The sequence below is a fragment of the Neorhizobium lilium genome (assembly GCF_004053875.1).
Classification (GTDB): Bacteria; Pseudomonadota; Alphaproteobacteria; order Rhizobiales; family Rhizobiaceae; genus Neorhizobium; species Neorhizobium lilii.
This window is the reverse complement of sequence record NZ_SBIP01000003.1, coordinates 788,221-803,423: the sequence shown is the minus strand read 5'-3', so window position 1 is coordinate 803,423 and position 15,203 is coordinate 788,221. Positions and strand designations below refer to the sequence as shown.

Here is a 15,203-nt window from a genome sequence, read left to right as displayed (position 1 = left end):
GTCGGAGATGGCGCTTGCCGCGCCACCTCCCCTTATCTGGCCGTCAGCGGATGCGCGGCAGCTGTTCCCACTGGTGGTATGGCGGCGGCGAGGATAGCTGCCATTCCAGCGTGGTCGCACCTTCGCCCCAGGGATTGTCGCCTGCGACCCTCTTCTTGGCGAAGGCTTCCCAAACGCCGAAGAGGAAGATCAGCACGCCGACAAAGGAGATATAAGACCCGATAGACGACACATAGTTCCAGCCGGCAAATGCGTCCGGATAGTCGATATAGCGGCGCGGCATGCCGGCAAGGCCAAGGAAGTGCTGCGGGAAGAACACGAGGTTCACGCCGACGAACATGACCCAGAAATGCAGGTTGCCGATACGCTCGTTGTACATGTAGCCGAACATTTTCGGGAACCAGTAGTACCACGCCGCGAAGATCGCAAACACGGCGCCGAGCGACAGCACGTAGTGGAAGTGGGCCACGACGTAATAGGTGTCGTGCAGCGAGCGGTCGAGGCCGGCATTGGCGAGCTGCACGCCGGTGACGCCACCCACGGTAAACAGGAAGATGAAGCCGATCGCCCAGATCATCGGCGTGCGGAACGATATCGAGCCGCCCCACATGGTCGCGATCCAGGAGAAGATCTTGATGCCGGTCGGCACCGCGATCACCATGGTGGCGAACACGAAGTAGCGCTGCGCATCGAGCGACAGGCCGACCGTGTACATGTGGTGAGCCCAGACGACGAAGCCGACCGCGCCGATTGCCACCATGGCATAGGCCATGCCGAGATAGCCGAAGACCGGCTTCTTGGAGAAGGTGGAGACGATGTGGCTGATGATGCCGAAGCCGGGCAGGATCAGGATGTAGACTTCCGGGTGGCCGAAGAACCAGAACAGGTGCTGGTAAAGGATCGGGTCACCGCCGCCTTCAGGCGCGAAGAAGGTCGTGCCGAAATTGCGGTCCGTCAGTACCATGGTGATCGCACCTGCCAGAACCGGCAGCGACAGCAGCAGAAGGAAGGCCGTGACCAGAACCGCCCAGGCAAACAGCGGCATCTTGTGCAGCGTCATGCCGGGTGCGCGCATGTTGAGGATGGTCGTGATGAAGTTGATGGCGCCGAGGATCGACGAGGCACCGGCAATGTGGAGTGCGAAGATCGCCAAATCGACTGCCGGGCCGGGATGGCCAACGGTCGAGAGCGGCGGATACATGGTCCAGCCGCCGCCCGCGCCGTAGGCACCCGCCGGGCCTTCCACGAACATGGAGAGGATGAGCAGGATGAAGGCCGGCACGATCAGCCAGAAGGAAATGTTGTTGAGGCGCGGGAAGGCCATGTCCGGCGCGCCGATCATGATCGGCACCATCCAGTTGGCAAAACCGCCGATCATGGCGGGCATGACCATGAAGAAGATCATCACCAGGGCATGCGCCGTGGTGAAGACGTTGTACATGTGCTTGCCGGCATCGATCGCCGCATCGCCCTCATAGCCATAGACCATGGACGCGAGACCGTGGAAGATCTGGATGCCCGGTTCCTGCAGCTCCATGCGCATGGCGACCGACAGCAGACCGCCGATCAAGCCCGCCATGATCGCGAAGATCAGGTAGAGCGTGCCGATGTCCTTATGATTGGTCGAAAAGAGCCAGCGAGCCGCAAAGCCCGGGGTGTGGGAATGATGATGGTCGTCATGGGCATGCGCATCGTCGTGAGAGGTGCGGGCATGAGCGTGATCGTCGTGAGCAGAATGTCCAGCCATTGTCCTCGCTCCTCCTTACTTCGAAACGTTCGCGGCGACGGCGAGATTACCGGCGGGCCGATCCGTCGAAGCCATGATCGCCTTGTTGGCGCCCGGCAGGTCGTTTGCCGCCTGCGCAAGCCATGCCGTGTACTTATCCTGCGAAACGACGCGGATTGCGATCGGCATGAAGGAGTGGTCCTTGCCGCAGAGCTCGGAACACTGACCGTAATACATGCCTTCCGCATCCGCCTTGAACCAGGTTTCGTTCAAGCGACCCGGTACGGCATCGATCTTGACCCCGAAAGCGGGCATTGCAAAAGCATGAATGACGTCTGTCGGAGCCGCGGTCACCAGAACGCGGACCGTCTTGCCGACCGGTAGGACCAGCTCGTTATCGACGGCGAGCAGGCGCGGATAACGGCCGATATCCGTCTTGCCGGCGCCGGCGCGATCCTGGTCCTTCAGCATGTAGCTGTCGAAGGCGACAGGGTTGGCGGAGCCCTCATATTCATAATTCCACTGCCACTGGGTGGCGGTAGCCTTGATTGTCAGATCCGCATCCGGCAGCTCGAGCTGCGCATTGAGAAGATTGAAGGACGGGATCGCCAGGAAGAACAGGATGAGCACCGGGCCGACAGTCCAGACAATCTCGATGACCGTGTTGTGGCTGGTCCTGGACGGCACCGGATTGGCGCTTGCCCGGAACTTGACGCCAACGACGATCAGAAGCACCAGCACCAGCAAGGTCACCGGAACGATGAACCAGAGCGTATAGTGCTCGAACCAGCGGATCTGGTGCATGATCGGCGACGCGGCCGCCTGCAGGTCCATCTGCCATGGACGCGGCTGGTCCGCATAACTTGTGGAAACACAGAACAGACAGATAAGCGCAGTCAAGGCTGCGTAAGCCCTATTCATCACGACGTTTCTCCCCAAGCGTCCAAGCTCCATCCAACCCGACGCAGAATCCAAGCTGTAGCTCTTGCTTCAATCACAGTTTGCAGGCCGCCGCAATATCCGCGACTTGAGCCCCATGCGGCATTTTGCTCCATTGCGAGCGCGATTTCCAATAGGGCGGCGCAGATTCATGGTGAAGGCCTTGAACTCAAGGCCGATTTCCACCGCGTCCGCCGCCAATGGCGACCCAAGAGGCTTTATTTGCCCCTCTCCCCGATCACAATCAGTGTTGCCATCGCGTCTCTATCCACAAGTCCCATTTTCGCCGCAGTCGGCTGGAAAGACGGCGGGGCTTTCATTTCGCCTCCCCAGCGACAAGAATAGCCGCACCGATTCGTCCATCCTGAGGTTTCCATGGGTCGTCCCCACCGTTTTACCGCCTGCCTTGCTCTGATGCTTGCGGGAGCCCTGTCGCTTCCGGCAATCGCGCAGCAGCCGGGGCCGCGGCCGACCCCGAACGCGACACAGCCAACTCTTCAGCCGCCATCGGCCACGCCGGCGCCCCCAACGAAGCCCAAGACGGGCGAGAACCAGCAGCCTGCTCCCCAGCCTGGCCAGCCGCCCGGCAATGTCAAGGAGAGCCATGGCGCCTGGTCGATCATCTGCGACAGGCCCGCGGGCGCCTCTGCCGATCAATGCGCGCTGATGCAGAACGTGATTGCTGAGGACCGGCCGGAAGTGGGTCTCTCCGTGGTCGTGCTGAAAACGGCGGACCGCAAGGCAAGGATCCTGCGTATCCTGGCTCCGCTCGGCGTGCTGCTGAAGGACGGCATGGAGCTCTATGTCGATAACAACAATATCGGCCGCGCCTATTTCACCCGCTGCTTCTCCGAGGGCTGCTATGTGGAGGTGGAGATCGACGAGGAGCTGATGCGCATTCTGCGGGCCGGCAAGAACGCCGTTTTCGCGCTGCGCGAATCGGCCGATCAGGACCGTGTCGGTATTCCGATCGAGCTTGCCGGCTTCGGCGAAGGCTACGACGCCCTGCCCTGATGGACCTGCAAGGCAGCCACCATTTCACCGTCCGTTACGATGAGGATATCGTGCGCGATGCCATCCGCACCTTCATCTGGCGCCGCGCCATCGTTGAACAGAAGGTGATATGGATCACCTCCGTGCTGATGGCGGTCTCATCCTTCTATTTTCTGTTCTGGGGCGATGCGGGATGGATGGCCGGCGTCATGCTTGGCGTCGCCTTGCTGCCGCTTGTCTTCGTCGCCGTCTTCTGGCGCGTCCGACACGCTAATACACTCAACCGCTTCAAGCGCATGGACGACCAGAAGGCCGAGATCACCATGGATGGCGAGGGCATGCAGATCCGGCCCGACCCCGGGAGCGGGCGAACCGCGTGGCGCGATGTTATCGAAGTCTGGGAGCGGCCAGGGTCCTTCATCGTCTTCAGCGGCGCAGCCACGTTCGACACGCTGCCACGCGACGGCATGCCCGAAGAGGTCCAGGCCTTTCTGCGGACCCGTCCGGTCCAGGACTGAATGCCCAGGCTTGCTTAGCCGCGGCGGCGGACCTACATCGGTCGCAACACCGTCGGGCGAATTTCGGCCCGCGCCAGGGAGCTTTGCATGAATACCGATCTCTTGAACCTGTTCGACTGCGACGAAGCCAGGTTGCGCTCCATCCTTTCGGAGGCTCTGTCCGGCGCAGACGACGGTGAGCTGTTTCTGGAACATGCACAGGCGGAATCGCTCACCTTCGACAATGGCCGCCTGAAGGGCGGTTCCTTCAACACGGACCAAGGTTTCGGGCTCCGGGCCGTGGCGGGCGAGTCCGTGGGTTATGCCCATGCCGGCGAAATGTCGGCAGCCGCGCTATCGCGCGCCGCCGACGCCGTGCGGGCCGTGACCGCCGGCTATTCCGGTTCCTACGCGACCGCCCCGCAGCGAACCAACAAGAAATACTACGGCGACGAGAACCCGATCGGCAGCCCGAGTTTTGAGGCCAAGGCAAAGCTTCTTGCCGATATCGACGCCTATCTGCGCAACAAGGACGACAAGGTGCGCCAGGTGACGGCCACGATTTCGGCCAGCTGGCAGGTGGTCGATATATTGCGGGCGGACGGGCACCGGGTGCAGGATATCCGCCCCATGACGCGCATCAATATTTCCGTGGTTGTCGGCGACGGGGACCGGCAGGAATCGGGCTCGTTCGGCACGGGCGGACGTATCGGCTTCGGCGATTTCGTGAGCGAAGGCAACTGGCAGACCGGCGCCGACGAGGCGCTGCGTCAGGCGCTCGTCAACCTGACGGCGATCGACGCGCCAGCGGGCACAATGGATGTGGTTCTTTCCTCAGGCTGGCCGGGCGTGATGCTGCACGAGGCGGTCGGGCACGGACTGGAAGGCGATTTCAACCGCAAGAAGACCTCCGCCTTTGCCGGTTTGCTGGGTGAAATGGTTGCAGCGCCCGGCGTCACCGTCGTTGACGACGGCACGATCGACAACCGCCGCGGCTCGCTGACCGTAGACGATGAAGGCACGCCTTCGGGATATAATGTGCTGATTGAAAACGGCAGGCTGGTCGGCTACATGCAGGACCGGCAGAACGCCCGGTTGATGGGCATGAAGCCCACCGGCAACGGACGCCGCCAGGGCTATTCCAGTGTTCCCATGCCGCGCATGACCAATACCTACATGCTGTCAGGCGACAGGACGCCCGAGGAAATCATCGCCTCGGTCAAGAAGGGCATCTATGCCGTCTCCTTCGGCGGCGGCCAGGTGGACATAACGTCCGGCAAGTTCGTGTTCGGCTGCACGGAAGCCTACATGATCGAGGATGGCCGGATCGGCCCGGCTATCAAGGGCGCCATGCTGATCGGCAATGGACCCGACGCGATGAAGCGGGTCTCCATGGTCGGCAACGACATGAAGCTCGACACCGGCATCGGCAATTGCGGTAAGGCCGGCCAGTGGGTGCCTGTTGGCGTCGGGCAGCCGCATCTGCGCATGGACCAGGTGACGGTAGGCGGCACGAAAGCCTGAGAGATCATGGCTTCCCACGCTCTCGTTCCCGAACTCTCCGTGACCGACTGGCGCAGGAGCCGTGATTTCTATTGCAAGATCATCGGCTTCGACGTGCTCTACGAAAGGCCGGAAGAAGGCTTCTGCTTTCTGACGCTTGGGGAAGCGAACCTGATGCTGGACCAGATCGGTACGGGCCGCGATTTCGACCTGTCGTCAGAACCGCTCACCTATCCCTTTGGACGGGGCATGAACCTGCAAATCCTCATACCCGCAGTCCTGCCCATGCTGGCGCGGCTTCAGGCAGCGGAAGTCCCGGTCTACCTTCCCCTCGAAGAGAAATGGTATCGCCGCGACGATCACGAGGTCGGCAACCGTCAATTCGTCGTCGCGGACCCGGATGGCTATCTTCTCCGGCTTTTCGAGGATCTGGGGGAGCGCAGCCTTTCCAAAGCCAGCACCGACTAGACGAAACCGTCATTGCGTATTCAACAAGGCTTAACGGGTGGCGCGTAGGGTCGCGACCTTGGGGTTCAAGCGGGCTTGGTCGTCGTGGGGTTTGGAAAGGCGAAGCTGCAGACGTTTATGCGGCGGGACGTGCGGCGTCAGGCGATGGCCGGCGGGCTGCAGCTTTCGGCCGCAATGGCGGTTGCAGGGCTCATGCCGCAGGCGCGCGGCCTTGGCGCCATCTTCACGCTCCACCATGTCAGACCCCACGACCGGCGGGCCTTCGAGCCTAACCGGCATCTGGAAGTGACCCCCGATTTCTTGTCTTCCGCCATCGAGCAACTGAGGTCGGACGGCTATGAATTCGTGCGGCTGTCCGACATTCCGCGCCTGCTCGCCGAGCCGGCCGGACGGCCCTTTGCCGCCTTCACCCTCGATGACGCCTACCGAAACAATGCCGAGCATGCCCTGCCCGTCTTTGCAGCGCATGACGTGCCCTTCACTATATTCGTGGCGCAAGGATTTGCCGAGCGAACGCATACGCTCTGGTGGGAAACGCTGACCGATATCCTTGGCCGCGAGCGGGAGATCCGCTTCGATTTCGGTGCCGGCGAGGAGAGCGTCCCCCTTACCTCCGTGCACCAGAAGCTTGCAGCATTCGAGCGTTTCGTTCCCCTGGTGATGACCGGCAAGGACGAAGCGGGTGCAATATCCCGTATCGATGCTCTTGCGCGCCTGCACGGTATCGATCCGCTCGCCATAACGGCGGATCTCACAATGTCGCCGGACGAACTCAAGGCGCTTTTCGACCATCCGCTCGTTGATTATGGGGCGCATACGGTGAGCCACCGCGCGATCAGCCGTCTTTCGCCCGAGGAGGCGCGTTATGAAATGCAGCAATCCGCCGATTATCTTCAAGCGCTGACGGGAGAACGGCCGGTTTCGATCGCCTATCCCTATGGGACGGCACAGGCAATCTGCGAACGGGATCAGGCCGCCGCGCGCGAACTCGGACTGACGGTTGGCGTCACGACGCGGCCAGGCACTCTGCATGCCGTGGATTTGAACCGGCTGACAGCCCTACCCCGCATATCGCTCAACGGATATTTCCAGCGGGCGCGATATGTCTCCGCGCTCGCCTCAGGCATTCCCTTCAGGCTCGGACGATAGCCGTCAGATTCAAGGGTACATCCGCACCTTTTCCCAGACCCCATCCGGCGCCGGACGGCGGAATTCCATGCGGTCGTGGAGCCGGAACGGCCGGTCGTGCCAGAACTCGATCGTCAACGGACGGATGCGGAAGCCGCTCCAATGGGGCGGACGCGGGATATCGCCGAGGGCATGGCGTGCCGTGTATTCGGCGACCGACTTTTCCAGCGCAAATCGCCCTTCCAGCGGCCGCGACTGCTTGGACGCCCAGGCACCAATGCGGCTTCCGCGCGGCCGGGTGGCATAGTACTCGTCGGCCTCGGCGTCGCTGACAACTTCGACCTCGCCCCGCAGCCGCACCTGGCGGCGAAGCGATTTCCAGTGAAAGCACATGGCCGCCTTTTTCTGGCCGAGGATTTCCTGCCCCTTCTGGCTTTCGAAATTGGTAAAGAACACGAAGCCGCGCTCGTCATACCCCTTGAGCAGGACCATACGGACATTGGGAAGGCCATGCTCATCCACCGTCGCCACTGCCACGGCATTGGGATCGTTCAGTTCGCTGGCCTCAGCCTCCTTCAACCACTCGCCAAAGAGGCTGAAGGGCTCGTTCTGCTCGGTAAAGTCACCGCTTGTTAACCCGCTTAAAGACATATTGTCTAAAATACTCCCAGTGTGATTTCCGCTTGCCCGGATTCTTACCAGACAGGACTCATGGTGGTACTAGTAACAAAGTCGCAGCGCCGCACAAAGCCCTCCTCCATCCGCAGCCTTGCTCTGGCCGCGGTTGCGATGTCCGCTTTTTCAATGACCGGCTGCACCAGCAGCATGGACTTGTTCGGCAGCGACAAAGTGGACCGTATCTCGACAGGCGCCGTACCCGGCAAGACGAATTCCGCAGGAGCCGTCTCGGACGAAGCGACCGTTCGCAATGCCGTGACCTCCGCCGATCTCAGCAAGGTTGCGACCGCTCCCGTGCCGTGGGCGAATACGGCAACCGGCAGTGCCGGCGTGGTTTCCTCCATCCGCGAGGATAAAGGCCAGGGGCATGTCTGCCGCGCCTTCACCACGACCAGGCACTCCTACGAGGGGATTGCCATGTTCTCGGGCCAAGCCTGCCTGACCGATAGCGGCGAGTGGCTGCTGACCGCCTTCGACCGCCAATAGAAACGGTTTCTTAACCGAGTCTCTAGCGAAAAGAGCGCCGTAACCACTGATTCAGCAGTTCGACCGTAGCCTCTCCAGCGAGTGATCGACCAGGCGCCGGGGCATGAGGAACCAGCGTATGGCCGTGAGAGTTGTGTCGAAAATCGGGGGGTCCAAGGATTAGCGGGGGCCCACCGCCCAGAGCGTTACCGGTGGCCCCACAATGCGCGATCCCTATTCCCTTCTCGGCGTCAAACGCAATGCCGGCGTCAACGAGATCAAGGCTGCCTGGCGCACCAAGGCCAAAAGCATTCATCCCGACCATAATCAGGACGATCCTTCCGCCGGCGACCGGTTTGCCGAAGTGGGCCAGGCCTATGAGCTTTTGAAGGATCCCGAGCGCCGCAAGCGCTACGACAGGGCGGCTGACATGCAGCAGACGATCATGGAGCAGCGTGAAACCGCCCGGCAGGCCGCAGAACGCGCCAAGGTGGCGAAAGCCAATGCCGAAAAGGTTATGGAAGAGCTGGCGCGTGCCAATGCACGCCGCGCGCAGGACAATGCCCAAGGCGCCGCACATGGCGAGCCGAACGCCCAACCCGCATCCTCTGCCGGCGCTTCTACGAAATCCTCCGCCGGAGCATCCACCGGCGCTGCAGGGGAAACACCGGAGGATATGATCGAGCGCATTTTCGGCTCCGGCCCGCAAAGCCAGAGCAGCCAGAGCAGCCAGAGCAAGCCGGAAGAACAAGCGCGACCTGCCGAAGGCGCCCATGCCGCAGATAGTTCCAGCGCAGATGCCGCTGCGGCCTCGCCCACAGCCGCCCACCCTGAGATGGGAAGCGACGGCAAGACGCCACTCCCGGTCCTTGCCGTCGATCTGATCGCTTCGCTGGTACGCCGCATCCGGGGCACGTCAGCGGCTGCGGAAAAGGCACCCGATCTTTCGGTCGATGCTATCGTGACGGTGGCCGACCTGCTGCAGCAGAATGCCGTGACCGTTCGGCTTCCCGACGAGCGGGAAGTTCGCGTTCCGCTGGATCGCGGCATGACGGAGGGACAGGTTCTGCGGCTGAAGGGCCAGGGCCTGAAGGTCCCGAACATGAAGCCCGGCGACCTGCTGGTCAATCTCAAGCTCGCCAAGGATGCCCAGTATCGCGTCGATGGTTTCAACATCCACACGGTGCTTCCCGTCTCGCTCGAAGACGCGGTGCTCGGAACGGAAGTTTCACTCGAAACGCTCGACGGCAGCCGCCAAGTGGTGATCCCGGCCTGGTCCGGTTCCGACCAGACTATCCGGATCGAAGGTCTCGGTCTTCATACCGGCGGCGGCGAACGCGGCGATCTGGTAGTCGAGCTGCGTATCCTTCTTTGGGAGAAGCCGGACCCCAAGGTGACGGACCTCATGCGCCATATGCGCCACGGCCTCTTCCTCTGAACGGCGGCCTCCCGCGCAAGATGACAACCATGTGACGGCCTCCACAGCCGCGCACCCTTTGTTACCAGCGCTTACATGAGATGATCCGGCTCAGCTTGAACCGACTGGCTGCCTATGCCATAGGCAACGCTTATCCAGAGTCTCAGAGGACAGAGAATGGTTCAGGCTTCCGGCCTCATGGCAGGCAAACGCGGCATCATCATGGGTGTCGCCAATAATCGCTCCATCGCGTGGGGCATTGCCAAGGCCATTCACGCCCAGGGCGGGGAGATCGCGCTGACCTATCAGGGCGACGCGCTGAAGAAGCGGGTTGAGCCGCTGGCTGCCGAAATCGGCGCCTTCATGGCCGGCCACTGCGACGTCTCGGACGAATCCACGGTGGACGAGGTGTTCAAGAACATTGAAAATCACTGGGGCAAGATCGACTTCTTCGTGCATGCGATCGGCTTTTCCGACAAGGACGAGCTGACGGGCCGCTACATCGATACGACGCCTGACAATTTTACCAAGACGATGCAGATCTCCGTCTACTCCTTTACCTCCGCCGCGCGGCGTGCGGAGAAGCTGATGACCGACGGCGGCTCGATGCTGACCCTCACCTATTACGGTGCTGAGAAGGTCATGCCGAACTACAATGTCATGGGCGTCGCAAAGGCGGCACTGGAAGCCAGCGTCAAGTATCTCGCCGTCGATCTCGGCCCCAAGAACATCCGCGTCAACGCCATTTCCGCCGGCCCCATCAAGACGCTTGCCGCCTCGGGCATCGGTGACTTCCGCTATATCCTCAAGTGGAACGAATACAATGCGCCACTGCGCCGCACCGTCACCATCGAGGAAGTCGGCGATGTCGGCCTCTACATGCTGTCGGATCTGTCACGCTCGGTCACCGGCGAAGTGCACCATGCCGATAGCGGCTATCATGTCGTCGGCATGAAGGCCGTGGACGCGCCCGACATTTCGGTCATCAAAGACTAACGAAACCGAGGCGGATCGCCGTGCTCCTTTATGTGATCCGCCACGGCCAGACGGACTGGAACGCGCAACGCCGCCTCCAGGGCCAGAAGGATATTCCGCTCAACGATATCGGCCGCATGCAGGCTGCGCAGAACGGCAGGACCCTGCGCGGCTTGGTTGGTGATGCGGAGGGATTTTCCTTCATCGCGAGCCCGCTTTCACGGACGCGCGAGACCATGCAGATCATGCGCCAGGCCATGGGCCTCGACCCTTCCGGCTACAGCACGGATGAAAGGCTGGTGGAGCTTTCCTTCGGCGACTGGGAAGGCCATACGTTGAAAGAGGTTCGGGGCTTCTCGCCCGAGAAGCTTGAAGGCCGGACGGCGGACAAGTGGAGCTTCATTCCGCCCGGTGCCAGCGCCGAAAGCTATGAAATTCTAAGCTGGCGGATCGGAGCCTGGCTCCAATCCCTGGATGGACCGACAATCAGCGTCAGCCACGGAGGCGTTATCCGCTCGCTGTTCCGCCTGATCGGCGGCATCAGCACGAACGAAGCCGCGGAACTTCCCATTCCCCAGGATTATGTTCTGGCGATCGACACCGCGGACGGCCGAATGGACTGGATCAACTAACGCGGAGCCGATACCCTCGTCACTGGACGATCTGCAGATCGTCCACCACCCGGTTGCCGTCCACCATGGTGAAGAAGACGAGCACCTTGACGCCCGCCTTCAGTCCCTCGAAATTGAACTCTTCCGGAACTTTATATGTCTTGCCGTCATCAAGCGTAAGGCTCATCGACTTGACGTCGATCGTCTTGATCGTCGCCTCGATGTCAGCGCTCTGCGCCCAGCTGTTGAGCGGCGAGAAGATGCTGGCTGTGGCGAGTAACGCGGCGATCAGGATACGCATGGTCTGAGCCCTTGAATCGGTCGTTGGTGTGCTGTTTCGAGGCAGAGATAGCCTTTCGAATGTGGCGAAAATCGCCCGCCCACGTGACATTTTCTGTATTAATAATCACCTGATTATTAACCATAATCAAGACCAGACGCCCCTGAACCCGGGCGCTCCCTGTATAGTTCTGGCATTGGTAAAAGTATTTCCCCCGAAATCTTACCATTAACATTGCAGGCCGGCGTTCAATCGTAAATTAACACGCTGCCTATATGAATAAGTCCCAATGTCACAGGAGTTAACGGGAAAAGGTGCCCACGTTGCAAATCTGGTTTCCGTTCTCCCGATCCAAGTCTTTCCGTTTCGACCGGGCATGCCTTCCGCCTGCTGCCGCAATCCTCATTTCGCTTGCGGTGATAGGCATCGGCATCTTGCTGGACGCTCGCAATACGCAAGACTACCGGCATGATCTGAGGGCCTCGGTCGAAGATACGGGGAACATGCTGGCGCGGCGCATGAACCGCCGGATCGAGGGCCATTTTGCGGCAGCCGATTATCTCGGCAATCTGCTTTCGGCGGATGGCAGCTTCAAATCGGAACTCATTCAGCGGGCGGCAAGGAAATATCTCGAGGACCGGCCCGACATCTCGCTTTTTGCGATTGCATCCGGCTTCGAACTGCAGGCGACGATCAGCCGCGAAAACCTCACGGCCGAAGCCGGTCGCGGCCTGACGGCTGGCGTCGATCTTGCAAGGCTCGCAGCCGATCTCAAATCCGTCGGCGATCGCAATCGCGTGGCGCTGATCACCGGAACCCAGGACGGCGGTGTGACGCTCATCGTGCCTGTGCGTGTTTCCGAAGAAGACAATGCTCCAATCTGGGGCGCAATTGCAGTCGTCATCGATGCCAAAACGCTGTTGGGCACTGCAGGTGGAAAGGCTTCACCCTTTTCGGTCCCCAAAAGGCTGACCGATCTCGATTGGCTCGACATTGCCGTCCGGGATGTGGAAAAGCCGGATCATCTCGCCTTTTTCGGTAATGACTCGATCGAGAGCGAACAGCCTCTGACCTGGTCGGTGCCGGTCAAGGGCGGCGCCTGGTATCTGATGGCGGCGCCTCGGCAGGGGTGGGATATCGCCCCTCCCAACCAGGCGCAGTTTCGTATGGCACTGCTGCTTGCGGCGCTGGCGATCATAGCGCCGGTGATCATGGTGAGTTCCCTGATTGCCCAGCGCAACGGCAATATTGCGGAGCTGAAGGCGCGGGAGACCAAGCTTCTGGAGCTTTCGCAGCGGTTCAATCTTGCCATGGAAGCGTCCAATATCGGCATATGGGAAGTCACCCGGGACGGACACTACCTGTTCTGGGACGACCGGGCCGCCGGTCTTCACGGCAAAGCCTCTTCCGCGGACAACCGGATGGCGGACTGGATGCAATCCATCGTGCCGGAAGATCGCGCCGTCGCCGAAGCGCATTTCTTTATCTGTACCTGCACCAAGCTTGCGAACTCGGAAATCTACCGCGTCGCCGTAGAGGGCGGCTGTCGGTATCTGCGCTCCGCAGGCGCCCATTTCGAGGGCGCAGACGGCAAAGTCCGCACCACGGGGATCGTCTGGGACGTCACTGCGGACGTGACGATGACGCAGACGATGCGAGACGCCAAAGAACACACCGAAATCAAGAACGCCGAGCTGGAGCTTGCGCTGGACGAACTATCGCATCGGGAACATGAGCTGGAGGAATTGTCCACCAAGCTGGATCTGGCGCTCGATTCCTATGGATGCGGCATATGGGAAGTGGATCTGGGAACGAGGATGGAGCTTTGGGACGCGCGCATGTGCCAGCTTTATGGCATTCCCTATGTCGATGGGATCATCAAGCGCGGGCAATGGCTGGACTTGATACTCCCCGAAGACCGAGAGATCGCGATCAAGGTTTCGGCGGCCTATGCCAGCGGCCAAACCGACGAGCCGCTTGTGCTGCGGGTGCCCCAGCCGGACGGGACGCTGCGCTATATCCGCTCCTTGGGGAAGCTCAGAACGGATCGCAATGGCGCCCGCAAACTGGTCGGGATCGCATTCGACGTGACCGAAGACGCCCTTTTGACGGCGGAACTCCAGTCGGCGAAGAAAGAAGCAGACGTCAAGAACATTGAACTTGAGCTTACCAAGAGCCGCATCGAGCATAATGCGCTTCATGACCCGCTGACCATGCTTGCCAACCGGCGCAAGCTGGACCAGGAACTGGATCTCCTGTCGCGGTCCAGCGAAGGGGAGCGGCAGAAGTTTTCGATCCTGCATCTGGACCTCGACCGCTTCAAGCAGATCAACGACACGCTCGGGCATGCTGCCGGCGATGCCATGCTGGTGCATGCCTCGCGGATCCTTTCACGCAGTGTCCGCAGCAACGACCTGGTGGCCCGGATCGGCGGCGACGAATTCGTCATCGTCACTGTCGGCAAGTCGAGCGCAGAAGAAATGGCACAGCTTGCGCAGCGGATCATCGGAGAATTTCACCAGCCTATCAGCTTCGAGGGCTTTTCCTGTCGCTGCGGCGTGTCGATCGGCATCGCTCAGGCGAGCGGCTTCAATATCGACTCCCGGCGCATCCTGGTGAACGCGGACATCGCACTCTACCGGGCCAAGAGCCAAGGCCGCAACCGCTATGAATTCTTCACGCAGAACCTGCAGGCGGAGATCATCAACCAGAAGCGCACGGCGGACGAACTGCTTGCCGGCATCGACCAACGCGAATTCGTGACCTATTACCAGCCCCAGTTCTCTGCCCGCACCAACGAGCTCACCGGGGTCGAAGCGTTGATCCGCTGGAACCACCCGCATCACGGCATTCTGGCTCCCAACCGGTTCCTGAATATCGCCGAGGACCTGAACGTGTCCGCCGTCCTGGACCACATGGTTCTCGAGACCGTGCTCAACGACAAACTCCGCTGGATCGCGGGCGGCCTGGTCATCCCCAAGGTCTCGGTCAACGTATCGTCCAAGCGCCTTCACGACGACACGCTGATCGAAGCGCTGACCAATCTTGCCATCACACCCGGCGAGATCGCCTTCGAGCTGGTGGAATCGATCTTTCTCGACGAAGGCGAGGAATCACCGTCCGGGAACGTGGAGCGCATCAAGGCGCTGGGGATCGACATCGAGATCGACGATTTCGGCACCGGGCATACGTCGATCGTTTCCCTGCTGAAGCTGAGGCCCAAGCGGCTGAAGATCGACCGCCAGCTGGTGATGCCGATCGTGACGTCGCCGCAGGAGCGGTCACTGGTTCGCTCCATCATCGATATCGCGCGTTCGCTGGGAGTCGAGACCGTGGCCGAGGGCGTGGAGACGATGCAGCACGCAGCCATGCTGCGGGATCTCGGCTGCGACCATCTTCAGGGCTATGCCTTTGCCCGGCCCCTGCCCTTCCACGAATTTACCAGTGCGGCACAGGAGGGCTGGAAGCGGCTGGCCGCTTGACGGCCTCGCGGCGACGGAGTGTTCACCGATGCCCCACCGGG

At 61.2% G+C, this 15,203-nt stretch carries 14 protein-coding genes; 10 read left to right on the top strand and 4 right to left on the bottom strand.

Annotated features, from left to right (window positions below; genetic code table 11):
* Positions 1–43 precede the first annotated feature (43 nt).
* The gene (ctaD, locus tag EPK99_RS16370) at positions 44–1,747 is read right to left on the bottom strand and encodes a cytochrome c oxidase subunit I (RefSeq protein WP_128444130.1); all 1,704 of its coding nucleotides are present in this window, start codon (positions 1,745–1,747) and stop codon (positions 44–46) included.
* Positions 1,748–1,762: 15 nt separating this feature from the next.
* A complete protein-coding gene (gene coxB, locus EPK99_RS16365; protein ID WP_128444129.1) occupies positions 1,763–2,647 on the bottom strand; it encodes a cytochrome c oxidase subunit II in 885 nt (294 codons plus the stop codon).
* Positions 2,648–3,040: 393 nt separating this feature from the next.
* Between coxB and EPK99_RS16360 the strand changes: the two genes are divergently transcribed.
* The 5 genes from EPK99_RS16360 to EPK99_RS16340 all read left to right on the top strand — a co-directional run bounded on the left by EPK99_RS16360 (position 3,041) and on the right by EPK99_RS16340 (position 7,275).
* A complete protein-coding gene (locus EPK99_RS16360; protein WP_245582442.1) occupies positions 3,041–3,679 on the top strand; it encodes an invasion associated locus B family protein in 639 nt (212 codons plus the stop codon).
* Positions 3,679–4,176 carry a YcxB family protein gene (locus EPK99_RS16355; RefSeq protein ID WP_128444128.1) on the top strand — a complete coding sequence of 166 codons (498 nt, stop codon included), beginning with the start codon at positions 3,679–3,681 and terminating at the stop codon, positions 4,174–4,176. The genes EPK99_RS16360 and EPK99_RS16355 overlap by 1 nt, the downstream gene beginning before the upstream one ends.
* Before the next feature lie 87 nt (positions 4,177–4,263).
* Positions 4,264–5,679, top strand: coding sequence for a metalloprotease TldD (gene tldD, locus EPK99_RS16350; RefSeq protein WP_128444127.1), 1,416 nt, complete (start codon positions 4,264–4,266; stop codon positions 5,677–5,679).
* A gap of 6 nt (positions 5,680–5,685) precedes the next feature.
* The gene (locus tag EPK99_RS16345) at positions 5,686–6,126 is read left to right on the top strand and encodes a bleomycin resistance protein (RefSeq protein WP_128444126.1); all 441 of its coding nucleotides are present in this window, start codon (positions 5,686–5,688) and stop codon (positions 6,124–6,126) included.
* Positions 6,127–6,243: 117 nt separating this feature from the next.
* Complete coding sequence (locus tag EPK99_RS16340) at positions 6,244–7,275, top strand: polysaccharide deacetylase family protein (protein WP_205909105.1); 1,032 nt, start codon at positions 6,244–6,246, stop codon at positions 7,273–7,275.
* A gap of 9 nt (positions 7,276–7,284) precedes the next feature.
* On the opposite strand, the gene pdxH is transcribed toward EPK99_RS16340, so the two are convergent.
* Positions 7,285–7,905, bottom strand: coding sequence for a pyridoxamine 5'-phosphate oxidase (gene pdxH, locus EPK99_RS16335; RefSeq protein WP_128444125.1), 621 nt, complete (start codon positions 7,903–7,905; stop codon positions 7,285–7,287).
* Positions 7,906–7,965: 60 nt separating this feature from the next.
* On the opposite strand from pdxH, the gene EPK99_RS16330 reads away from it, so the two are divergent.
* The 4 genes from EPK99_RS16330 (at position 7,966) to EPK99_RS16315 (ending at position 11,421) form a co-directional block, all read left to right on the top strand.
* The gene (locus EPK99_RS16330; protein WP_164901790.1) at positions 7,966–8,418 is read left to right on the top strand and encodes an RT0821/Lpp0805 family surface protein; all 453 of its coding nucleotides are present in this window, start codon (positions 7,966–7,968) and stop codon (positions 8,416–8,418) included.
* A 202-nt stretch (positions 8,419–8,620) separates the two neighbouring features.
* Positions 8,621–9,835, top strand: coding sequence for a DnaJ C-terminal domain-containing protein (locus EPK99_RS16325; RefSeq protein ID WP_128444124.1), 1,215 nt, complete (start codon positions 8,621–8,623; stop codon positions 9,833–9,835).
* Between the two features lie 156 nt (positions 9,836–9,991).
* Entirely contained in the window at positions 9,992–10,810 is an 819-nt protein-coding gene (gene fabI / locus EPK99_RS16320) for an enoyl-ACP reductase FabI (RefSeq protein ID WP_128444123.1), read from the top strand.
* Positions 10,811–10,830: 20 nt separating this feature from the next.
* A complete protein-coding gene (locus EPK99_RS16315; protein WP_128444122.1) occupies positions 10,831–11,421 on the top strand; it encodes a histidine phosphatase family protein in 591 nt (196 codons plus the stop codon).
* A gap of 19 nt (positions 11,422–11,440) precedes the next feature.
* Here the strand turns inward: EPK99_RS16315 and EPK99_RS16310 are convergent, their stop codons facing one another.
* Complete coding sequence (locus EPK99_RS16310) at positions 11,441–11,701, bottom strand: DUF1344 domain-containing protein (RefSeq protein WP_128444121.1); 261 nt, start codon at positions 11,699–11,701, stop codon at positions 11,441–11,443.
* Positions 11,702–11,994: 293 nt separating this feature from the next.
* Here EPK99_RS16310 and EPK99_RS16305 point away from each other — a divergent pair, with 293 nt between their 5' ends.
* Positions 11,995–15,162 carry a bifunctional diguanylate cyclase/phosphodiesterase gene (locus EPK99_RS16305; RefSeq protein WP_245582441.1) on the top strand — a complete coding sequence of 1,056 codons (3,168 nt, stop codon included), beginning with the start codon at positions 11,995–11,997 and terminating at the stop codon, positions 15,160–15,162.
* The last annotated feature ends 41 nt before the right edge of the window (positions 15,163–15,203 follow it).